At 62.3% G+C, this 21,620-nt stretch carries 17 protein-coding genes, 1 tRNA gene and 1 pseudogene; 14 read left to right on the forward strand and 5 right to left on the reverse strand.

All coding sequences use genetic code 11. From position 1 onward, the window contains the following. Positions 1-729 (reverse strand): IclR family transcriptional regulator (locus tag ACE039_RS14860; protein ID WP_485822689.1); only part of this gene is annotated, 729 nt, incomplete at its 3' end. A 143-nt stretch (positions 730-872) separates the two neighbouring features. Between ACE039_RS14860 and ACE039_RS14865 the strand changes: the two genes are divergently transcribed. From ACE039_RS14865 to ACE039_RS14880, 4 genes are all read left to right on the forward strand, one after another. Continuing rightward, entirely contained in the window at positions 873-2,027 is a 1,155-nt protein-coding gene (locus ACE039_RS14865) for a fumarylacetoacetate hydrolase family protein (RefSeq protein WP_448710111.1), read from the forward strand. A gap of 170 nt (positions 2,028-2,197) precedes the next feature. Further along, on the forward strand, positions 2,198-3,163 hold the full coding sequence (ispB, locus tag ACE039_RS14870; RefSeq protein ID WP_105558805.1) for an octaprenyl diphosphate synthase: 966 nt from the start codon (positions 2,198-2,200) through the stop codon (positions 3,161-3,163). Positions 3,164-3,369: 206 nt separating this feature from the next. After that, positions 3,370-3,446, forward strand: a tRNA-Pro gene (locus tag ACE039_RS14875). 187 nt (positions 3,447-3,633) lie between these two features. Next, positions 3,634-5,235 (forward strand): site-specific integrase, encoded by a 1,602-nt coding sequence (locus ACE039_RS14880; protein WP_485822690.1) that lies wholly within the window; start codon positions 3,634-3,636, stop codon positions 5,233-5,235. Between the two features lie 106 nt (positions 5,236-5,341). Here the strand turns inward: ACE039_RS14880 and ACE039_RS14885 are convergent, their stop codons facing one another. Continuing rightward, entirely contained in the window at positions 5,342-6,139 is a 798-nt protein-coding gene (locus ACE039_RS14885; protein ID WP_448710114.1) for a hypothetical protein, read from the reverse strand. A 48-nt stretch (positions 6,140-6,187) separates the two neighbouring features. On the opposite strand from ACE039_RS14885, the gene ACE039_RS14890 reads away from it, so the two are divergent. The 6 genes and pseudogenes from ACE039_RS14890 to ACE039_RS14915 all read left to right on the forward strand — a co-directional run bounded on the left by ACE039_RS14890 (position 6,188) and on the right by ACE039_RS14915 (position 12,846). After that, positions 6,188-6,406: a DUF1254 domain-containing protein gene (locus ACE039_RS14890; protein ID WP_485822691.1), complete on the forward strand. Its 219-nt coding sequence runs from the start codon at positions 6,188-6,190 to the stop codon at positions 6,404-6,406. A gap of 477 nt (positions 6,407-6,883) precedes the next feature. Beyond that, positions 6,884-7,147 (forward strand): type II toxin -antitoxin system TacA 1-like antitoxin, encoded by a 264-nt coding sequence (locus ACE039_RS14895; protein ID WP_485822692.1) that lies wholly within the window; start codon positions 6,884-6,886, stop codon positions 7,145-7,147. Positions 7,148-7,312: 165 nt separating this feature from the next. Beyond that, positions 7,313-9,757: an arylsulfatase gene (locus ACE039_RS14900; RefSeq protein WP_485822693.1), complete on the forward strand. Its 2,445-nt coding sequence runs from the start codon at positions 7,313-7,315 to the stop codon at positions 9,755-9,757. Between the two features lie 305 nt (positions 9,758-10,062). Beyond that, positions 10,063-11,652 (forward strand): Hint domain-containing protein, encoded by a 1,590-nt coding sequence (locus tag ACE039_RS14905; protein ID WP_448710118.1) that lies wholly within the window; start codon positions 10,063-10,065, stop codon positions 11,650-11,652. Between the two features lie 101 nt (positions 11,653-11,753). After that, positions 11,754-11,918: pseudogene (locus ACE039_RS14910) on the forward strand (AAA family ATPase); the annotation flags it as partial. 154 nt (positions 11,919-12,072) lie between these two features. Next, a complete protein-coding gene (locus ACE039_RS14915) occupies positions 12,073-12,846 on the forward strand; it encodes a bestrophin-like domain (protein WP_485822694.1) in 774 nt (257 codons plus the stop codon). Between the two features lie 442 nt (positions 12,847-13,288). On the opposite strand, the gene ACE039_RS14920 is transcribed toward ACE039_RS14915, so the two are convergent. Next, positions 13,289-14,746, reverse strand: coding sequence for an aminotransferase-like domain-containing protein (locus ACE039_RS14920; RefSeq protein ID WP_448710120.1), 1,458 nt, complete (start codon positions 14,744-14,746; stop codon positions 13,289-13,291). Between the two features lie 124 nt (positions 14,747-14,870). On the opposite strand from ACE039_RS14920, the gene ACE039_RS14925 reads away from it, so the two are divergent. The 3 genes from ACE039_RS14925 (at position 14,871) to ACE039_RS14935 (ending at position 17,663) form a co-directional block, all read left to right on the forward strand. Beyond that, a complete protein-coding gene (locus tag ACE039_RS14925; RefSeq protein WP_485822695.1) occupies positions 14,871-15,641 on the forward strand; it encodes an arylamine N-acetyltransferase family protein in 771 nt (256 codons plus the stop codon). A 262-nt stretch (positions 15,642-15,903) separates the two neighbouring features. Beyond that, positions 15,904-16,950, forward strand: a complete 1,047-nt coding sequence (locus ACE039_RS14930; RefSeq protein WP_485822696.1) for a hypothetical protein — start codon at positions 15,904-15,906, stop codon at positions 16,948-16,950. Positions 16,951-16,991: 41 nt separating this feature from the next. Next, positions 16,992-17,663 carry a lysozyme inhibitor LprI family protein gene (locus ACE039_RS14935; protein WP_485822697.1) on the forward strand — a complete coding sequence of 224 codons (672 nt, stop codon included), beginning with the start codon at positions 16,992-16,994 and terminating at the stop codon, positions 17,661-17,663. A gap of 67 nt (positions 17,664-17,730) precedes the next feature. Here the strand turns inward: ACE039_RS14935 and ACE039_RS14940 are convergent, their stop codons facing one another. Together ACE039_RS14940 and ACE039_RS14945 are read right to left on the reverse strand one after the other, a co-directional pair. After that, positions 17,731-18,939, reverse strand: coding sequence for an ABC transporter substrate-binding protein (locus ACE039_RS14940; RefSeq protein ID WP_313459722.1), 1,209 nt, complete (start codon positions 18,937-18,939; stop codon positions 17,731-17,733). A gap of 117 nt (positions 18,940-19,056) precedes the next feature. Next, positions 19,057-19,788: an enoyl-CoA hydratase/isomerase family protein gene (locus ACE039_RS14945; protein WP_485822698.1), complete on the reverse strand. Its 732-nt coding sequence runs from the start codon at positions 19,786-19,788 to the stop codon at positions 19,057-19,059. A 171-nt stretch (positions 19,789-19,959) separates the two neighbouring features. Between ACE039_RS14945 and ACE039_RS14950 the strand changes: the two genes are divergently transcribed. Beyond that, on the forward strand, positions 19,960-21,582 hold the full coding sequence (locus tag ACE039_RS14950) for an AMP-binding protein (RefSeq protein ID WP_448710126.1): 1,623 nt from the start codon (positions 19,960-19,962) through the stop codon (positions 21,580-21,582). Positions 21,583-21,620: the final 38 nt, after the last annotated feature.

Here is a 21,620-nt window from a genome sequence, read left to right on the forward strand (position 1 = left end):
GTGGCGCGCCACCTCGCTGATGCCTGCCATCACGTCGCGCCGGTGGTCGTCGTCCAGCCTGTCAGTGGGAATCGACGTGCTGACCGCGACCCGTTTGCCCAGCGGGGTCACGCCCACATAAGCGGCATAACAGACCAGACCCGCCGCGATTTCCTCGCAATCTTGGCCCAGCCCCGTCTGGCGCACCTGATCGAGTTCGCGGTAGAGCGCGTCCGGGGTGGCCAGCGTGCGGTCGGTGATGCGCGGCAGTTGCGCCGGCAGGCGGGCGGCCAGCTCGTCCGGGCTCAGGCTGGCCAGCAGCGCCTTGCCCAGCGCGCAGGCGTGCGCGGGCAACCGCATGCCCGGTTCCGATACCAGCCGCACGGGGCGGCGGGCGTCTTCGCGGGCAAGGTAGACCACGTCGAACCCTTCCAGCACCGCCAGTTGCACGACCTCGTTGCAGCGGGCGACAAACTCGCTGGCGGCGGCATGGAAGGCGGCCGTTACGCCGTCGTGGCGCAGATAGGCGGCGCCCAGCGACATCAATTCGATGCCAACGATATAGCCGCCGTCCTTGCGTTCGATCCAGCGGCGCTGTTCCAGGCAGTCCAGCAGCAGATAAAGCGTGCTTTTGGCCAGCTGGCAGGTCTGGGCCAGTTCCGCCGCCTTGACCGGCGTGCCGCGGCCGGCAAGCACCCTCAGGATGTCGTGCGTGCGGCGGATGGCGGGGACGTCGTATTCAACAGGCATGACAGCATATTTCCAATATATTGGAATGAATATTAAGATGTTGGACATGATAATGCCATTCCCCTAGACTCGTCTTCCACCCATCGAATGCCGGATCGCGGGCCACGCCCGGTGGCGCGGCAGGCATCACGCGAGGAGACAACATGAACCAGCAAGACACTCTGCCGTCCGACCTGCCGCAAGCCCTGCTTGTGGGCCGGGTATGGCGTCCCGCACCCGTGAACGGTCCCAGCGTCGTGGTGGTGCGCAACGGCGAAGTCTTCGATATCACCGCCGCCGCGCCGACCGTGGCGGACCTCTTGGACCGCGCCGACCGCGTGGAAGTGGCGCGGAACGCGAAGGGGGAATCGCTGGGCGACGTGCGGGCATTGATGGCCGCCACGCTGCAGGGTGGCGACGGGCCGCGCCTGTTGGCGCCCTGCGATCTGCAACCGGTCAAGGCGGCCGGTGTCACCTTCGCGATCAGTTTGCTGGAACGCATGATCGAAGAAGAGGCGGGCGGCGATGCCAGCCGCGCCGACGAGATCCGTGTGCGGATGCAAGCGTTGATCGGCTCGGATTTGTCGCGCTTGCGCCCCGGTTCCGCCGAGGCGACCAAACTGAAGGCCGAGCTGGTCGAGCGCGGGCAGTGGTCGCAATACCTGGAGGTGGGCATCGGGCCCGACGCCGAGATCTTCTCGAAGGCCCCGGCGATGGCGTCGGTGGGCTTCGGTGCGCAGATCGGCGTGTTGCCGGAATCCGAGTGGAATAACCCGGAACCCGAAATCGTGTTGGCGGTGGACAGCCGCGGCGAGGTCGTGGGCGCGACCTTGGGCAACGACGTCAACCTGCGCGACATTGAAGGCCGCAGCGCCTTGCTGCTGACCAAGGCCAAGGACAACAACGGGTCGTGCGCCATCGGCCCCTTCATCCGCCTGTTCGACGGCGGCTTCAATATGGACAGTGTCCGCCAGGCCGACGTGTCGCTGCGCATCGACGGCGCGGACGGTTTCGCGCTGAGCGGCGTGAGCCACATGCGCGAAATCAGCCGCGATCCGCTCGATCTGGTGCGCCAGGCTTGCGGTGCGCACCACCAGTATCCCGACGGCTTCATGCTGTTCCTGGGCACGATGTTCTCGCCCAGCCAGGACCGCAAGGGGCCAGGGACGGGTTTCACGCACAAGCTGGGCGACCGCGTGGTGATTGCGTCCGAGCGCATCGGCGCGCTGGTCAACGAGGTGCAGCTGAGCACGCAGATCGCGCCATGGACCTTTGGGGTGCGCGCGCTGTACGCCAATCTGGCGGGGCGCGGCCTGTAACGGGATCCGGGGGCGGGGCAGGAGGGCGCGCGCGCGGGGTGGACGCGGGGCGGACGCGGCCGCCGGCCCCCCGTAACACCCCGTATAATCGCTGGTCGAATCCCCCGCCGTCCCTGGCGGGCCCAGCGGTAAGAGCCCCCACGCGGCTCGTTTCACTTGTCGGATACGTCTTGAATCTCCCCGCGCTTATTGCCCCCATTGCTGACGATATGAAGGCTGTCGACGCGGTTATCCGCGATCGGCTGAATTCCGATGTGGTGCTGATCCGCACGATCGGCGACTACATCATTGGCGCGGGCGGCAAGCGCATGCGCCCGGCCATGGTGCTGATGGTGGCGCGCGCCCTGGGTTACGAAGGGACGCATCACCAGTTGCTGGCCGCCGTCGTGGAGTTCATCCACACGGCCACCTTGCTGCACGACGACGTGGTGGACGAGTCCGACCTGCGCCGTGGCCGCGACACCGCCAACGCCGTCTTCGGCAACGCCGCCAGCGTGCTGGTGGGCGATTATCTGTATTCCCGCTCGTTCGAGATGATGGTCGAGGCCGACTCGATGCGCATCATGGGCATCCTGTCCCAGGCCACCACGGTGATCGCCGAAGGCGAGGTGCTGCAGCTCTTGAACGTGCACGACCCGGACGTGTCGCAAGAGCGCTACCTGCAAGTGGTGCGCTACAAGACCGCCAAATTGTTCGAGGCCGCCGCCCAGGTCGGCGCCGTGCTGGCGGGCGCAACGCCCGAACAGGAAGCCGCCGCGGCCGCTTACGGCCGCCATGTCGGTACGGCCTTCCAGCTGGTGGACGACGTGCTGGACTACAGCGGCGACGCCGCTGCCCTGGGCAAGAACGTGGGCGACGACCTGCGCGAAGGCAAGCCGACGCTGCCACTGATCCGCGTGATGGAAGTGGGCACGCCTGAACAACAGCAACTGATCCGCGACGCCATCAAGACGGGCGACGCCGACTTCGCCGCCGTGGCTGCCGCCATCCAGGCGACCGACGCGCTGGAGCACGCGCGCCTGGCCGCCGTGGCCGAAGCCGATCGTGCCCGCGAAGCCCTGTCCGCGTACCCCGTTTCCCCTTTCTTGAATTCTCTGCTAGAATTCTGCGCTTTCGCGGTGAATAGAGATCGCTAGCGCTGCGGGAGTTTCGCAGGCGCTTCGAACTTCAAGAAGGTTTGCAGAAAGCGGGTTGAAAAACCCGATTTTCAAAAAAGCCGAATTTAGGTTCTAATAGCGGTCGCTGTTGGTAGTGAAGAGAAGTAGAAAGACAGCGAAGATGTTTGGTTGCACTGAGCGTAGCCGAGCAAGCAGGTGGGCAGAGATGCCTAGATAGTAAGACTCGGGGCGTAGCTCAGCCTGGTAGAGTACTGCGTTCGGGACGCAGGAGTCGGAGGTTCGAATCCTCTCGCCCCGACCACTTGATGTGGTCAAACCCGACGGAAGACCCTTTAGCCCTATGGCCATTGGGTCTTTTTTGTTGGAACTGTGGCAAGGCGGTGTGTCAATTTTAAAGATGACAAAGCACACAATGTCTAAGCTACCCCCTGGCCTGAAGATGCGTGGCGGCGTTTGGCACCTACGCATCGGAATTCCCGACAACATCCGTGACACCGTATCCCGTTAGCCGTAACGGCAAGCCCGCTACGGACGCATTTCGTGGATCGCTCGGCACCAGCGACCGCGCCTTAGTTCTTGTTCTGGCGCACTCCAAAATTGCAGAGGTGCGCAAGGAGTTCGCGGACCGATTGGCGCTCAAGCAAGCCAAGGCCGCGCCGCCTCTGATTCCGCTCACGCCCGATCTGATTTCCTTCGTAAATGCGACGGTTGCGCGGGAGGTGCTGGTAACAGATGACGTATTGCGCACTGAGCTGCATGCGGCGGAAGCTTTCCTAGCGCCGCTGAGATTCCTGAGCCAGATAGACCCCGCCGCTGACTTCTTGGATAGCATTCAGGCGGGCGCATTGCGGAGTGTGCAGAGCCACATCGCCAGCAGCCTAGCTCGCGACGCTGCGCGGGGATACCTGGAGGCTGCGCAGCGTGTTGCTGATCCGATACTTTGCGGGATCGGGGTTCGCGTGGATTGGTGCCAGCCTGGGGGGCGTACCGCGTTACTGGGAATCTTGCGGGAGCTTGCGAGGGCGTGGGCGAACGCAACGTCGCGGGGAGACGGCGAGCTTGTTGCCACTCCTGCGCCGCCAGTTGCGCCTGAAGTTGCTGCGCTTCCAGACAGTTCCGGCCCAAGCCTCCGGGATATCGTGCCCGAATGGAAAGCCCTGAGCCGCGCAAAGTCCAACGCTGTTCAGCGCATGGAGCGTGCCTTGGCGCTGTTTGAAGAGGCTGTTGGGGTCTTACCCCTGACGCGGCTGGATCGTGGCGTAGGCGGGCGTTTTCTGGCCTTCCTGTTGGATAGTGGGGCTCGGAAGTTTGGGGACAGCACAGCCGCCAATCAGACCGCCGCTATCAACGCTCTTGTCAATGTAGCGATCAAGGTCGGCAAGTTGCCCGCCAATCCCTTTGACCTTTCATTTGAAGTTAAGGGAGCGGAGAGGCGCGAGGCGTGGACAAGGGCGGAACTGCGGACCATCTTCGAGTCCTCCTTGTTTCTCGAAAACCCGGCGAAGTTCCCAACGCTTCGGGCAACCGAAGCATCGGCGGGATACTTCATGCTCGGGATGCTGCTTTATTCCGGTGCGCGGATCGGGGAGTTGGCACAACTTGAAGTGGCCGATGTGCAGGACCGGGATGGCATATGGGCCTATGAAATCCATAACCGCGTCGGTACCGTCAAGACCGACGAGTCCGCTCGATGGGTTCCTATTCATAGCCACCTTGTTCGGCTGGGTTTGCTGGAGTATCACGCGAGCTTGAAGAGAGCCGGAACCGTCAAGCTGTTCCCCAGCCTTCATCGCGGTAAGGAGGCCCCTGCGAGCAACGCTACCAAATGGTTTGCCGCGTTTCGAAAGCTTGTTGGCCTGCCACCAGGCAGGCTGGAGGGGTCGCACAAATTTCGCCATTTGGTCCGCACGGCGCTGGATGAGCTGGGGGTGGGGCAAGGCGTGGCAGACGCGCTCACTGGCCATGCGCCGACTGGAAGCAGCGGCCGCACGGTCTATACGAATGCACGCCTTCCTGCGGTCTCTGAAGCAGTGGAAAAACTGGACTTTGGTCTGGACCTGCCGCGAGTGTGGCGGCAACGCCCCGGCTAAAATTCGTCCCAAAAGAGCGAGATTTATCTTCGAGCCGCCCGTGAGGCCGTCGCCCCTGGATGCACCTCGATCGAATGAGGTTGAAGCTGAAGCAGTTACGGACCTGCTAGGGAGTGTCCGAGATATCTCTCATTTCTGGAGGCACGTAGCCCAGCATGGTTACGTTGTTGCAGTCCGCGTCCGCAGCGAGCATTCCTTTGCTCGTTTTCTGTACGCGAAGATTCGGCGCAAAGTCGTCTGCGGGGTCTGGTCTAAGTTCCCTGAACATGACCATCAAGCAAGCGTCCACGCGGCGAATTCGTTCGTGGGCGTACTGCAATCCCTTAAACGTCTGTGAACTCGGACATTTGAGCCTTTTTCCATGGATCGATTCTTCGGGGGTAGAGAGGGTTTGGCCGAGAGTAAGGCAATCCTTGATCAGTGAAACGCCAACATTGATGCCGCTCGTGATCAATTCAAATGCAACTCCAGAGCCAAGCGGCATTTCCTGTCTCAGGCGTGCGCTTTCGAAAGTATGCTTGCTGCGGAGAGTGCGGTGTGTCCCGAGGAACACGGCCCACGCATCTTCAAGCCGATTCTTCGCTGCATCAGAGACTATCGCGTCTTCCAGAGAAATCGCCGCGTCAATGAACTCGGCATACACCTGTTCCGTACGGTCTATCGCAGCACGGACTTCGTCCATGCTCTTCGTGATCCCGTCGCGTTCCCGTTGAGATGCTTGGTAATGACTCGTGAGCCATGTGCCAACACCCACTGAAAATAGAGAGGTTATAAGGATCAGAGCGACGGGATGGCGAATTAGCTCGTCTATGCGTTGCCAACGCGACTTACTTTGGCTGCTTCCTTGCTGGCGAATGACTTCAAAGCCAATCTCTTTCAGTGTTGGCGGCAATTTCCCCGGCATCGCAAATCCTTAGACGATAGCTGATGGGGTCCAAGTGTATTCGGCCGCATGGATAGGCGGGTGTATACGCAAGTCGAGTTGCCCGCAGATGGTCGGACCGTCGAGCATCTTGATTGCGGACTGGATTTGCGAAAACGTACGAACCTTCGGAAAACAACCGACTGCGCGTTTAAGCTGAGACATACGCCAGGAGCTGACAATGACACGCGCTATTCTTTTGCTGGTTTGGACCTGTCGAAGGAGCCCGTGGTATTGACAGTCCCCTGATACCAAAGGGCGTTACTACATCATGCAACTCATTGACGCCTATTCTTGCGCAGGCGAGGACATCGGCATCGGCACGCTTGGGCGTCAAGGGGGGAACATTCGCTATCGTGGGCCGTAATTGGAAAGGAACGTTGCCTCCGGAGATGGGGAAGATTTCGAATTAGTCGAAAAAATCGACATCTGACGGATATACAAGCCGCACAGTGGCAAAGCACCGTGCTACGACCATCGATCGTTCTTTCGGGAATGGGTGTTTTGACGTCCACTGCCTTGCCGGCAGCGGCCATTCCGCCTTCAGAGCACTGCTGCGGAGCATTAGCTAGGTAACGCGCACGGCACTTCCCGGAATAGGCGCACACAAATTGCCCGATTCCAACTGCGGATCACGCGACAATCTGTAACACCAGGGGCACACGTGGAGATAGTCTTTCTGTATAGAATTTGGACATTCTATCTGGCGAACCTCAGAGGCTCAGCGTGCTTAACCCCCGTTGCCATGAGAATCAGCTCCCTTCCAAGCTCTATGCCTTGGTAGAACGAACTGTCGTGTTGAATGGACTGACCGTCCCTGAGTTCGTGATCGCCGCTCTAAACGAAGAAGCCCTGGCCCTGATTACCGCCAGTGGTCCAATTCGACTGACTAGCGCTGATCAAATAGCGTTTGCCCAAAGCGCTAATCCATCCCGCTCCGCCGATGCAGCCCTGTGGTCTTACCAAAGCTCTGAAATCGAAAGCGCTTAAGTTGCCCGATTTCACGGTGGTCTAGGGGGGTGTCGGATATTGTCTCCAACATGAGGCTGACGTCGCTTTCCAATCTATTGCCGGGAGCGTACTGGGCTTCACGGAGTGTTCTACCAAAGCAACGGTTTCGCAATTCCCGTCACCCTCATGGATGAGGAGCATGTCATGATCAGAGCGTTACTGAATCGCGTCGCAATGCAGCAGCTCAGCGGAATGGTCTTGTCACTCGCAGCGCTCCTGATCCCTGTTTCCCAGACAACCGCGCAAACGTCTCAGCAAAACACAAGGCAGACCAGCGTAACCGGCGAGATGTTTGACCGGACGGTTCTGCCTATCCCGCCTTATCAGAAGGTGGGCAAGCTCGCACCTACCATCAAAGATTCCGATCCGATCAAGTGGCCGGTGGAGGTCTCGGCCCCCAAAGGCGCGCCAAACGTGTTGGTAATCATGACCGATGACGTCGGCTTTGGTGCGACTGAGCTGTTCGGCGGTGCCATCCCCACTCCTACGTATGACCGTCTGGCGAAGAACGGTCTGAAGTACAACAATTTTTTTACTACCGCGGTCTGCTCGCCATCGCGTGCCGCCCTCATCACCGGCCGCAATCATCACGTAGCATCCACCGGCATCATCATGGAATTCTCGACGCCTTATCCTGGCTATCACAGCTTGGTTTCAAAGAGCGTGGCGACGATAGGCGAGATTCTCACAAGCAACGGCTATGGCACCTCTTGGTTCGGCAAGAATCACAACGTACCCGACTGGCAGACCACTCCTGCGGGTCCTTTCGATCTCTGGCCCACAGGGCTAGGTTTCGAATACTTCTACGGTTTTCTCGGTGCCGACGCTCACCAGTTTCGCCCTGCGATCTACGAAGGCACCACACCGATCGACCCGTACCTCGGCAGGGAAGAAACTTACACCCTCAATGAGGATATGGCGGGCAAGGCTATTAAATGGATACGGACGCAAAAGGCGGTCTCACCCGATAAGCCTTTTTTTGCCTATTACACGCCTGGTACCAACCACGCCCCGCACCATGCGCCAAAGGAGTGGATCGAAAAGTTCAAGGGCAAGTTCGATATGGGTTGGGACGAATTGCGCAAACAGACGTTCGAACGGCAGAAAAAGCTAGGCATTATTCCGCAGAATGCAGTTCTCCCTCCCACGCCGGAGTCGTACAAGCGCTGGGATTCCCTTTCGCCGGATATGAAAAAGGTGACCGCCCGGCAAATGGAAGCCTATGCTGCCGCGCTTGCGCACGCCGATTACGAGATTGGCCGGGTCATCGACTCCATTGACAAGCTGGGTGAAATCGACAACACCCTCGTCATCTACATCCAGGGCGACAACGGCTCAAGTGCAGAGGACCCAACGCCTGATGGCGTTGGAATGACCAGCGAAATCGTGACGATCGTCAATAAGTTCAATGACACACCCGAGTTCATGATCAAGAACATCGACGAAATCGGCAGCATGTGGATGCAGAACCACTTCGCCCGGGGCTGGGCTCATGCTATGAACACACCCTTCCAATGGGATAAGAAACTCGCTTCTCATCTTGGCGGATCCAAGACTTCGATGGTGGTTTCGTGGCCGGCACGCATTAAGAATACAGGAGAGATGCGCAGCCAGTTCGTTCATATCACCGACATCGTTCCCACGATTCTCGAAGCAGCACACCTTCCAATGCCGAAGCTGGTCAATGGCGTCGAGCAGGTTCCCCTGAATGGCACGAGCTTCATGTATACCTTTGACGACGCAAAGGCGCCCGAGCAGCACGCAACACAGTACTTCGAGATTATCGCGAACCGGGCCATCTACCACGATGGCTGGATGGCTAGTACCACGCCGGTGATTTCCCCCTGGAGTGCCCCACTCGGCAAAAAACCGGATTCCGTGGAGGACTATAACTGGGAGCTCTACAATCTCAAGGAGGACTTCACTCAATCAAAGGACCTCGCGAAACAGTATCCGCAAAAGCTGGCGGAGTTGAAGAAGCTCTTTGATAGCGAGGCCAGAAAAAACCAGGTCTATCCGCTTGATGATCGTTACGTCGAAAGGGCTATGCCGGAGAACCGTCCGCAGCACAATGTCGGACGTACTAGCTACACCTACTTCGATGGTGTGACGCGCATCACGGAAGGCATGGCGCCGAACATGAAGAACACATCCTACTCGGTGACGGCAGACGTCGTTGTTCAACAAGCGGGCGCGGATGGCATCCTCATGACGCAGGGGGGATATTTTGGTGGTAATGCTCTACTCTTGATGGATGGCAAGCCGACGTTCCTCTATGCGCGGTCGCATTACCCCGAACACAAATACAAAGTGCAGGCGCCCGACAGGCTCGCTCCAGGCAAGCGTACCGTGAAGGTCGATTTCGCCTACGACGGCGGCGGCGCCGGTAAAGGCGGCACTGCCACGATTTACGTGGACGGCACGCAGGTTGCACAGGGGCGTATCGAACAGACCGTCCCGATCCGTGTCAGTGCTGACGAGACGCTGGATATTGGCGAGGATACTGGAACGCCTATCGTCCGCGACTACCAGGTTCCGTTCCGTTTCAGCGGAGAGATTGAGAAGGTGGTCATTGACCTGAAGCCGTGACCCGACAGGAGACGCTGCGACATGTACAGCGGCCGGCACCTCTTTGGCGCCGTACGTTGTACATGGCTGTAGCGCCATGTCGGAACGGTTCGCCTGGTGACAGCAGGGGCAGGGGCGGACCGGATCCCGAAGCTGGCCCCGGGGCCGAAAAGAAGGCGTCAATAGTCGACCAGAGAAGGGACGTCGGTCTCTGCGGGCAAGGACCGAGAGCAGATTTGCGTCGACTAACTGCGCCAGACAAGGATGGATGCACCGAGTTTTTAGCTTTGTGCCTTCACAGGCTTGATCAACTGTAGGGGATTGAAATGGCAGATATCAGCTTGACGTCCGAGAACCCGACGTGGGCCTGGACCGATGCAGAAACCGACGAAGAATTCAACTTTTCGCTCAATGTCGATAATGGCGCAGTGAATCTCACCGATGCGGGTTCTGTCACGGCCAACTTCGATGGTTCGCATCCTTTCTCCATCTATGCCGAGAACACCACCCTGTTGATCGGCAACCTGAACGGCGGCGCCGGCGACCAGCCCATCACTTTGCAGGTCGGCCCCAATTCCAACACCGGCTTCGCGCAATTCCAGCCGCAATGGCTGGACAACATGACCATCGATTTTTCCCAGGCGGGAGGAACCGGCACGGTGGCCATGAACGTGGAAAACATCACCACCAACCCCAATGACGTGTTGCACATAACCGGCGTGGAAGGCGGAGCGTCGTTCACCTTCGCGGGCGCGATGCCGGATCACGCAGAGCTGAACAACGGCATCCTGACGTTCTACGAGGCCGACAACACGCCGATCCTGCAGGTGCAGGCCGACAACTTCACCCAGGAGGACGTCGACAGCCTGGAGTTCAACGGCAACACCGTGTCGTTCGCCTGCTTCCTGCGCGGCACGCTGATCGCCACGCCGGACGGCGAGAAACCGGTGGAGACGTTGCAGCCCGGCGACCGGGTGCGCACCGCGAGCGGCGGCGTGGCCACGGTGAAGTGGATCGGGCGCCGCACGCTGTATGCGGCGCACATTCCGGGCAGCCACGCGGTGCGCGCGTTTCCGGTGCGCATTGCGGCCGGCGCGCTGGCGCCGGGGGTTCCGGCGCGTGACCTGCATGTGTCGCCCGGGCACCATATGTGCTTCGGCGGCAAGCTGATTCCGGCGATGCTGCTGGTCAACGGCAAGACGATCGTCCAGGATTTTTCCCGGAAGGTGTTCGAGTATTTCCACGTCGAGCTCGAGCAATTCGACATTCTGCTGTCCGAGGGCGCGCCGTCGGAGTCGTACGTGGATACGGGCAATCGCTCGATGTTCCAAAACGTGAACAACGTGACACTGCTGGCCGACTTTGGCCCGCCGGCAGGCCGTCCGGCCATCGAGGGCATGGAAGTGCTGCGTTCCGGTCCGGAAGTGGTGGCGGTGCGCAAGCGCCTGCTCGCGCGCGCCGAACAGTTAACGCAGTCGGTGCGGGCGTCTGATCCGGATTTGAGAGTGGAGGTGAACGGGCAGCCGGTCAAGGCGCAGCCGCACGACGCGGCCGAGTCGGTATACCGGTTCCGTTTGCCGGACGCCGACGTGGGCGACATCCATCTCCTGTCCCGTTCCGCCGTGGCCCGGGAAACCTCCGCATTTCCATGCCGCGACCTACGCCAGATCGGGGTGGGGCTGGTGCGCATCACGATCGAGGATGCCGATGGCCGGCGCGATATCAGCCTGACCGACGCGCAGTTGCGGGGCATGCACGTTCCACAGGATGTGCACGGCGCGCTCATGCGCTGGACGGACGGTCATGCCGTGATTCCCCGCGGCCTGCATCGCGCGCGCGGCAAGGCCGTGCTGGAGCTGCATGTCCTGCGCACCTACTCGTACTGGGAAAGCGCGCACACGCGGCAGGCAGCATAGCCCAGGCCCGCAAGGGCAGCGTCGCCAGCCGCTGAAGCACGGCGGTCACCCGTGGGCAGAAGCGGCCTACCACACAACAAGATGCAGGGAAGGGCAAGGGCATGGCGAATCGTGACGGCATTCTGGCAGTGGAGCAGTCGGTCTGCGCGGCGTTGCTGGGCCAAGCGGCGGTAATCCGCCACATACTGGTCGCGCTGCTGGCCGACGGCCATGTCTTGCTCGAAAGTTTGCCAGGGCTGGCGAAGACTCGTACCGTCAAGGCGCTGACGCGGGCAGGGCAATCCCTGCCTGCACTGATTCAGGCAGGGCGAGTAAACGGCTGGCGCATGCAATCAGCAACCGACTGCGGGAGGACGCGAGACGAAACCTGAAGCTGGAGTTCTGCTTTCCTAGCGTGTCTGCTTATCGGGCTCTTGGCGCATGGTGGCCTATGAACTATTCCTTTGCTCTCGTTGGTCTGGCGGTGCTGTTTTTTTCCTGCTGTTTGCGGCGATCCAGCTTGGGCGGTATCTGGATAGGCGAGCTGTCCCGAACGGCGAAGCATCCAGCCGGCCTGGCGTCGCCGCCGTCGAGGCGTCTGTCTTTGCCTTGCTGGGCTTGCTAGTGGCGTTCACTTTTTCCGGCGCGGCACAACGCATGGTGGAGCGGCGCAATCTGTTGGTTCAGGAGATCAATGCGATCGGAACCGCGTGGCTACGCATCGACATGCTCAACATTGTCGACCAGCCACGGCTGCGCGAGCAGTTTCGCCACTATGTGGATGAGCGCATCAATTACTACAGGCATGTGGCCGACCTGAATCAACGCGATGCGATCGCCGACAAGGTCGGAGCTCTTCAGAAAAGAATCTGGATCCTGTCCGTGCAGGCTGTCGAGCACAGCACGCCGCCTTTTGCGGCCTCCTACGTCGGCGCCGTGAATGACATGCTTGATGTCGCTACGGCCCAGACGGCGGCGCAGAAAGTCCATCCGCCCATGGTGACTTATTTGTTCCTTGGATTTGTTGCCCTGGTCTGCGGTTTCTTTGTCGGCCTGAACCTAGCCGATGCCAAGCGCTATCGTCATTGGTGTGTCCGGTTTCACTCACGCCATCGATCGGCGGGCGGGCGGACGCTGGGAGCGCGGAGGGGTATGGAGCTGTTGCGAGAGTATGGTCCATGTCAGTGGCCGGCCGTTACGCCCAAGAAGCGTTAAGGGAGGAGGGCACGCACGACCGACATTCGCAAATATCTGGCAAATGATGGAATCGGGCCAGGGCGGAGCCGAAGACGTATCGATTCAAAAGTCCGGCGATTTTGTTCGGGCCTCGAAGAACACTGCGTTCGGGACGCAGGAGTCGGAGGTTCGAATTCTCTCGCCTCGACCACTTGATGTGGTCGAATTTTTGAAAGTGTTTCCCGACACTTTTAGCTGAAAGCCGGTATCGCGCAAGCGGGCCGGCTTTTTTGCGTTTTGGGTTCGGGGTTTGGATTGGAAGATAGCAGGAAGGCAGCAGAACGAGGCGGTGCCGATCGCGTCGCAAGTTTTCCGGTGAATCAGACTGTTCAATCCTCCAGACGAAGGCCGGGAACTCGGGCGAACTCGCGGGTGTTGTTTGTCACCAGGACAAAGCCTTGAGACCGGGCATGGGCCGCGATCATTGCATCGTAGGCTCTCGCGTGCCTGATCGCCGGGCCGCTTCGCCCAGGGCCCGCAAGCCGGCGGCCATCGCGGGGCTCCAGGGCCGAGCGATGTTCAGCCGCAAGCAGTGGCCGTATTTTCCCGACGCGGAAAAGAGCGTGCCCGGGGTGTAGGCGATGCCGTGCTGCACCGCCGTGCGCAACAGAGCCAGCGTATCCGTTTGGTCGGGCAGTTCCAGCCATAGCCACCAGCCGCCGTCGGGGCCGCGCACGCGCGTGCCCGCCGGGAAGTGTTGGCGGACGCAATCCTGGGCCAGCGGCACGACGGACGCCAATCGCGCACGCAGTTTGCGCAGATGCGCGGGCAGCTTGCCGGATTTCATGTAGTCGGCAAGCACTTGCTGTTCCAGCAACGGCGCGGCGAGCGAGCTGCTGATCTTCTGCGATTCCAGTTGGCGATGACGCCGGCCGCCCAGCACCCAACCCACGCGGAACGCGGGCGCCATGCTCTTGCTGCACGAGCCGCAGTAGATCACCCGGCCATCGCGGTCCCAGGCTTTCACGGCGGGCGGCCGGTTGGTCTTGTGCCCCAGGTCGCCGAAGACATCGTCTTCGATCAGCGTCAGGTCGTGGCGGCGCACGATCTTCAGCAGGCGCTGTTTGGCGGCCTCTGGCATGCAATCACCCAGCGGGTTCTGGAATGAGGGCATGGCCACCACCGCCCGCACACCGCCATGATGTTCCAGGGCGTATTCCAGCGCCTCCAGGCTCAGGCCCTGGCCGGGCACGCAGGGCACTTCCAACGCGCGCAAACCCAGGTTTTCGATAGTTTGCAGCAGCCCGAAGTACACCGGGGACTCCACGACAATGGTGTCGCCGGGCTTGGCCACGGACCGCAGCGCGATCTGCATGGCTTCGGTGGCGCCATTCGTGATCAATACGTCTTCGGGCGCGGCGTCGATGCCGCAGGTCGCCAGATGGGCGATCAGCTCGGCTTTGAACGCCGGTAGCCCGGTGCCGGACGGGTAGGCGCCCAGGGCCAGCGGATCGCGCCGCAAGTGGCGCTGCGCGATTCGCGCCAGGGCATCGCCGGGATACCATTCCGGCGCGGCGCTAGCCAGGTGCAGCGCCAGCGGCAACGGTTGCGCCGTCAGCGCGTACAACTGCGTCATCCGGTGCTGCAGGGACGCCAGCTGGTCATATTCCATGGGCACGGGGGCGGCAACCGCTGCGGGCGCACCGCGGCGGGCTTGGTGCAAGGCCTTCCAGTCCGCCACGTACATGCCGGATTTGTAGCGTGCTTCCGCATAGCCCTCGCGCTCCAGTTCCCGGTAGCAGCGAGTGGCGGTCGACACACTGACGCCATGCGTGGCCGCCAGTTCGCGGACGGAGGGCAGGCGCTCGCCCACGGCGTATTCCGAGGCGCGGATGGCGACTTTCAGCCGCGAAGCGACAAGCGCATAACTGTGCTGCATAACAGACAGGAAAAAGTACGATCTGTGCAGCTTAACCCAGGGCCCGCCTGTTGCCGCCGCGGCGCACCGTCGCGGGCACTATCTAGCCTTTCTCCCATCAGTTCGAAACCGGAAGGCGCAACCCATGCACGCAGATAATTTCACCCTGGCCCGCTACCTTGAACGCATCGGGCATGACGGCGATACCCGCGCCGATATCACGACGGTGGCGGCGCTGATGCGCCGCCAGTTGTTTACCGTGCCCTTTGAGAACCTGGACGTGCAGGCGGGTCGCGTCGTGTCGCTGGTGCCCGAAGACATCGTGGAGAAAATCCTCGAGCGCCGTCGTGGCGGCTATTGCTACGAGGTAAACGGCCTGTTTGCCATGGCGCTTGAAGCGCTGGGCGTGCCTTACCGCTTTGTGGCGGCGCGCCCGATGTTCTATCCCGTCAAGCGTCCCAAGACGCACATGGCGTTGGTGGTTCACGCAAGTGGCGCCGACTGGCTGTGCGACCTGGGCTTTGGCAGCTATGGAATACGGGCGCCGATGAATCTGGCGGAGCTGGACGCGGAGGTGCCGCAGGATATGGACGCCTTCATGCTGAGCCGGCTGGACGGCGACGCATTCGTCCTGAAGGCACGCGCCGGTGGGCAATGGTTGAATCAGTACGCGTTTGATCTGTCGCCCCAGGAATGGGTGGATTTTGTGCCGGCGAACTATCTGAACTCGACCCATCCGGACGCAATCTTCGTGCAGAAGCGCGTGGTGGTGCTGCACAACGAGACGGGCCGCAGCATGCTGGTGGGCAACGCCCTGAAGGTGGTGCGCGATAACGACGTTGTCGAGACCACGCTGGATGACGCAAGCGTGGCTGACGAGCTGGAACGGCGTTTCGGGCTGCACCCGGTCGTGTGATCGGCGGGGTCGGAAACACTCGCAACAATAAATTACGGGCCTTGCGGTGCCTGTCCCTGCGCTTCGATGCGGTGCCCGTGACCCCGCCGGGCCCGCAACCCGCGCTACGGCTTGATCCCGGTGGCGAGCCGCCCGCCAGCGCGGCCGCGTGACCTCGGACCGCGCCATGTTTCAGTCCGCGATCCGGTGGTTGCGGCGCTTTCCCAAGGCAGTAGGATGCGCGGTCACGCATCCGACTCAGCCCCCTTCAAGGACCGATCCCATGACGCTGCCCCGACTGCGAGTTGCCCTCTCTGCCATGACGCTTGCCGTGGCCGTGTCGGGATGCGCGACCCAACAAGATTCCTATGGCAAGGGCACCATGGACGACCCGCGCTATGCGCAGTTGCTCGACTTGATCGACAAGGCATTGAAGGCGGACATGGCGGTGGTGCTGGTCGCTGACCTGATGCCGCACGCTTCGCTGAACGACGCGGAATCCATGACGAAATGGACCGGCAATGTGATCTTCACGCACGAACAGCGCCCGGATATCACGTTTGGCCGCAAGTTCCAGAACAATGCGCTGCAACGCGACAAGGACGCCACCTATTTGTTCAAGGCGTACGAAGTGCATATCTTGCCGCCGGGCAAATACTTGCTGACGGGGGGCGACGATTACAAGCTGAACGCCTTGCTGGACCAGGTGGGTGCGCGCAGCGGTCCGGAGGGGTCGGGCAGTGGGGCCAACGGTACGGCCTATCTGTCGCCGGAGCTCTATCGCGAATACTACAAAGAGACCAATTGGCACGAAGGCACCACGGGTAGCCAGATAAAGACGCGCACGGTCTGCACGGCGGTGCATCGCGGAACGGGCGCGTGCGTCAGTTGGGGCGAAGAGCAGTACACCGAGACTACGCAGGGCTCCCGCGCCGGCTATTACGAGCAAACGGATTCGCGGGACGTTCCGGCCATCAAGGTGCAGTCGCGCGTTCCGCCGAAGCGGGCGCTGGCCAGCTTTACGCTCAAGGGCGGCCAGTTCGTGCTGAGCCAGCGCGTGCACATGAAGACGCCCAGCTACAAGTACAAGCAGTCGGGATGCCGGGCGGTCGATCCGAAGAAAATCGAGTGCCCGCTTGAGGACTTCACCGTCTATACGCGCCCGGCGCCGATGGAGTTGACCCAGAAGCTCATCGCGCAACGCGACTTGAGCGATGCGCACCGGCAGTTGCTGTCCACCTTGCAACCCATGCAGATCACGCCGCTGGGCAAGCAGGGGAAGGAAGATCCGATCTGGGGCGTGCCGCTGTCGATAGGCAATGGAAGATAAGGTTGGTCGACCGTATGCAACATCACAAGCGTTCTTGCACAATGGTTCGTCATCTGTTCTTTACCGCCTCGTTGGCCATCGCCGGCAGCGCGGTGGCCGCGCCCTCGTTCAACTGCGCCAAAGCCACCACGCCGGTCGAAAAAGCCATTTGCGCCAACACCGCCCTGGCGGATCAGGACGCGGCCATCGCGCGGCAATACAACGCCGTGCGTGGCAAGCTGGACGCCGAGGCGGCCAAAGTCCTGACCGCCGATCAACGTTATTTCCTTGGCGTGCGCGACGAGGTCTATGCCGAGCCTTTCTCGGGAAGCACGCCGGTCAAAGAGATCGGTACCCGCATGGATTACCGCCTGCGTTTCCTGAAGGCCATCAATCCGCAGCCGGCTGCCGGCTTTAGCGGCAAGTGGAAAAACGTCGAGGGCGAAATCGAGATCACGCAATCCGCCGATGGCCAGTTGTTTGTGTCGGCCAATTCGTCGCAGCCCTATAACGGTCGCTGGGTGTGCGATATGAGCGGCAACGCGGTGGTCTCGGGCGACACCCTGAAAGTCGCCTATCAGGATGGCGCGCCCTGGGTGCTTGCGCTGACGCGCCGCGGCGCCGTGCTGGTGGTTCGTGAAGTCCCGCCGACAGGCGCGAAAGACGAGGGCTTTGGCCCGCCGTTCTGCGGCATGAATGGCAGCCTGTCCGGCGACTGGTTCGCGGTGCGCTGATCACACCCCGAAGGTTTCCCGGTCCGCGCGCTGAAGCTTCCGGGATCAGCGCGCGGGGCCGTCTGGCCTACTTGGCGGCAACCAGCGGGCAGCCGCCTTGTTTCAACGGACGGAACGCGTTGTCGCCTGGGATCGTGCGCAGGATCTTGTAGTAGTCCCAGCGCGCTTTGGATTCCGAGGGCTTCTTCACCTCGACCAGGTACATGTCGTGCACCAGGCGGCCGTCTTCGCGCAGGTAGGCGTTGCGGGCGAACATGTCGTCGATCTTCATGCCGCGGATCTGCTTCATGACCGCATCGCCTTCCAGCTGGTTGCTTTCCTTGACGCCCTTCAGGAAGGTCAGCACGGACGAGTAGACGCCGGCCTGTGCCATCGTCGGCACGCGTCCCTTCATGCGTGCGGCGTAGCGTTTGCTCCAGTCGCGGGTGCGCTCGTCCATGTCCCAATAGAAGCCCGTGGTCAGCACCAGGCCTTGCGCCTGCTCCAGGCCCACGCCGTCCACGTCCGTGATGAACATGAGCAGCCCGGCCAGCTTCTGTCCGCTTTTGATCAAGCCGAATTCGTTGGCCTGCTTGATCGCCATGGTGGTGTCGCCCGAGGAATTGGCCAGCGCCACGATTTCAGCCTTGGACGCTTGCGCCTGCAACAGGAACGACGAAAAGTCGTTCGAGGCACGCGGGTGCTTGACGGCGCCCAGCGTCTGGCCGCCGGCCTGTTTGACCGCGTTTTCCGTGTCGGCCTGCAAGGCGTGGCCGAAGGCGTAGTCGGCGGTCAGGAAGTACCACTTCTTGATGCCGGATTCCGTCAGCGCGCGGCCGGTGCCGTTGGCCAGCGCGTAGGTGTCGTAGGTCCATTGGGCGGTCGAGGCCGAGCACGCCTTGCCCGTCAGGTCCGACGTGCCGGCGGTCGAGGCCAGGAACGCGATGTTGGAAGTACGGGTGATCTCCTGCACGGCTAGCGCGACCGACGAGGTTGGCACGTCGACGATGGCCTTGACGTTGTCCTGGTCGATCCAGCGGCGCGCGGTGGCCGAGCCGATGTCGGCCTTGTTCTGGTGGTCGCCGGAAATGACCTCGATCTTGCGGCCCAACACGGTGGGCCCGAAGTCTTCGACCGCCATGCGGGCGGCTTCGACCGAGCCTTGCCCCGACAAGTCGGCGTTCATGCCGGACAGGTCGGTCAAGACGCCGATGCGGATGGGTTTGTCGGACTGGGCCTGCGCGGCGGGCAGGGCGAAGGCGCCGGCGACGAGCAGGGCGCTAAGCAATGGTTTCATGTCTTTCCTCCTGGATGGGGTGCCCGCTCTTTGGCGGGTCTTACGGGCGGGTCTAACGGGTGGGTCTAATGGGTGGGTCTAACGGGCGGAACGGAACCGCGGACGGGAACGCCGGCACTACATCGCCGCGGCGGGGGACAGCAAGTGGCACAACAAGAATTGATCGGTCTGCGCGTGCGCATGGCGGTTCGCGTCGAACTGGGCATCGATGGCGCGTTTGGTCAGGCGCAGCGCTAGCGTGGGGCAGGCGGCGGCCTCCCGTGCGAGCTCGGTGGCGGCGCGAAGCGCGTCGCCGGCAGGGGCGACGCGATCGGCCAGGCCCCACGCTTCGGCAGTGGCCGCATCCAGCCGCAGGTCGGTGAATAGCGCCCGCTTGGCGCGCGCCGGGCCCACCAGGCTGGCCAGGCGCGGTAGCCCGCCCCAGGCAAGCGGCAGGCCCAGGCGGACTTCCGGCAGGCGCAGGAACGCGTCGGCGCCCAGCACACGCCAATCGCAAGCCAGGGCCAGCACGGCGCCGCCGCCCACCGCCGCGCCTTCGATGGCGGCAACGGTGACTTGAGGCAGGTCGCCCCAGGCGCGGCACAGCACTTCGCCGCGAGCCAGCGCGCGTTGCGTCGCCAGCGGGTCGTCATGGCTCCAGAGCGCGGGGTCTTTCAGGTCGATGCCCGCGCTGAAAAGGGCGGGCGCCCCGGTCAGCACGACGGCGCGGATCTGGTCATCGCTGGCAAGTTCGGCCGCGGCGTCGATCAGCGCGTCCATGGCCGCCAGATTCAGCGCGTTGGCCTTGCCGCCCCGGTCATAGCGCACCACGGCCACGCCTTTGTCCCGCTCGATTGAAACCATGCTCATTCGCTGTCCTTCGGGTTTATTTCGTGGATATACTACCAAGTATGTTGAAAGTCGCAAGACGCCGTGGGGCATCTGCCGGGGGGTGTGCGGGTAAGTCCGCATTCGCCAAGCCTGGATGGCTGCGGAAAAGTCATGAAAAATAAGCGAAATAACAAAGCGAGGAGACCGTTGATGAACGATGAGGCTCGGGCGGCCATTCCCGACCGCCAGGCGTGCGTGCTGCGCTATCTGTTGGAAAGCCAGGCCAAAAAGATACCGGACAGAATCTTTGTCCGTTTCCATGGTGGTCCGTCGTGGACCTATGCGCAGACGTTGGCGCAGGTGCGCCGGCGGGCGGCGGCGCTGCGCCGCGAAGGGGTCAGGCAGGGCGACCGCGTGCTGTGCTGGATGGGCAACGGGCCAGAGCTGCTGACCAATTGGTTCGCCATCAATTACCTGGGCGCGGTGTACGTGCCGTTGAATACGGCGCTGCGCGGGCGGCCGCTTGCGCACGTGCTGGAGAACGCGCAGGCCTCCCTGATGCTGGCGCACCGGGCGTTGGTCGGACGCTTGCAGGCGCTGTCGCCGGGCGCGCTGACCCGCGTGTTGCTGACCGGCGAAGGCGAGACGCCCGCCGGCATGCCGTCCGCCGTGTCGTTCGCGGCGCTGGTGGATCCGACGGGCGAGCCGGCGGCCGACCTGCTGGCCACCGAGACGCCCATCGAACCCTGGGATACGCAGTCCATCATGTACACGTCCGGCACGACGGGGCTGTCCAAGGGCGTGGTCACCTCGTATGTGCAGCTCTACACCATGGGGCCGGATGCTTTCGACTGCATCGCGCCGGACGATCGCTGCATGATCGCCGGCCCCATCTTCCATTGCGGCAGTACCTTGTATGTGTACGCGATGCTGGCCTGCGGCGGGTCGATCGCCATGGTGACTGAATTCCGCACGGCCGAGTTCTGGGACGCGATTCGCGATACCGAAAGCACGGTGGTGCTGTTGCTGGGCGTGATGGCCAACTTCCTGCTCAAGCAGCCGCCCTCGCCGCGCGACCGCGACCACACCTTGAAGAAGGCGTTCATCGTGCCGTTCGGCGAAGACGCGCCGGCATTTCAGGCGCGTTTTGGCGTGGATCTATACACGGTCTACAACATGACCGAGATTGCCAGCCCCTTGAGCGCGGGCCCCGGGCTGACGGAGGCGGGGCGCTGCGGCAAGCCGCGCCCGTGGTTCGAGCTGCGGGTGGGCGATGCGCAGGACCGCGCGGTGCCGGACGGCCAGGTCGGTGAGCTGCTGATCCGCTCGCATCGGCCCTGGGCATTGTTTTCCGGCTACTACCGCAACGCGGAAGCCACGGCCGCGTCCATGCGCAACGGCTGGTTCCACACGGGCGACGCCTTCCGGCGCGACAGCGAGGGCACGTTCTTTTTCGTGGACCGGTTGAAGGACGTGATCCGCCGCCGCGGCGAGAATATTTCGTCGTTTGAGCTGGAGGGCGAGATCTGCGCGCATCCGGCCGTGCGCGAGGCGGTCGCCGTGGCGGTGCCCAGCGAACACGGGGAAGACGAGGTGCTGGCGGTGGTGACGGCCGTGGACGGCGCCGATATCGAACCCGCCGCGCTGGTCAATTGGCTGGCGGAGCGGGTGCCGCACTACATGGTGCCCCGCTATGTGCGCGTCGTCGAGGAGTTGCCGAAGACCGCTAGCGGCAAGCTGCAAAAGCATGTGCTGCGTAGCGAGGGGCTGGCCGACGGCACGTGGGACCGCGATGCTGCCGGGATCCGGTTGCGCCGCGAACGGTTGGCGTGAAGCAGGGGCGGGGGGGGGGGGGGGGGGGGGGGGGGGGG

The organism is Achromobacter maghribensis (assembly GCF_057334215.1).

Bases quoted from the DNA above. Each gene is read 5' to 3' on its own strand.
- ACE039_RS14885 (WP_448710114.1), bottom strand. From the start codon at position 6,139: ATGCCGGGGAAATTGCCGCCAACACTGAAAGAGATTGGCTTTGAAGTC.
- ACE039_RS14915 (WP_485822694.1), top strand. From the start codon at position 12,073: ATGGTGGCCTATGAACTATTCCTTTGCTCTCGTTGGTCTGGCGGTGCT.
- ACE039_RS14920 (WP_448710120.1), bottom strand. From the start codon at position 14,746: ATGCAGCACAGTTATGCGCTTGTCGCTTCGCGGCTGAAAGTCGCCATC.
- ACE039_RS14900 (WP_485822693.1), top strand. From the start codon at position 7,313: ATGATCAGAGCGTTACTGAATCGCGTCGCAATGCAGCAGCTCAGCGGA.
- ACE039_RS14930 (WP_485822696.1), top strand. From the start codon at position 15,904: ATGACGCTGCCCCGACTGCGAGTTGCCCTCTCTGCCATGACGCTTGCC.
- ACE039_RS14935 (WP_485822697.1), top strand. From the start codon at position 16,992: ATGGTTCGTCATCTGTTCTTTACCGCCTCGTTGGCCATCGCCGGCAGC.
- ACE039_RS14940 (WP_313459722.1), bottom strand. From the start codon at position 18,939: ATGAAACCATTGCTTAGCGCCCTGCTCGTCGCCGGCGCCTTCGCCCTG.
- ACE039_RS14925 (WP_485822695.1), top strand. From the start codon at position 14,871: ATGCACGCAGATAATTTCACCCTGGCCCGCTACCTTGAACGCATCGGG.
- ACE039_RS14865 (WP_448710111.1), top strand. From the start codon at position 873: ATGAACCAGCAAGACACTCTGCCGTCCGACCTGCCGCAAGCCCTGCTT.
- ACE039_RS14950 (WP_448710126.1), top strand. From the start codon at position 19,960: ATGAACGATGAGGCTCGGGCGGCCATTCCCGACCGCCAGGCGTGCGTG.
- ACE039_RS14905 (WP_448710118.1), top strand. From the start codon at position 10,063: ATGGCAGATATCAGCTTGACGTCCGAGAACCCGACGTGGGCCTGGACC.
- ACE039_RS14890 (WP_485822691.1), top strand. From the start codon at position 6,188: ATGGATAGGCGGGTGTATACGCAAGTCGAGTTGCCCGCAGATGGTCGG.
- ACE039_RS14945 (WP_485822698.1), bottom strand. From the start codon at position 19,788: ATGAGCATGGTTTCAATCGAGCGGGACAAAGGCGTGGCCGTGGTGCGC.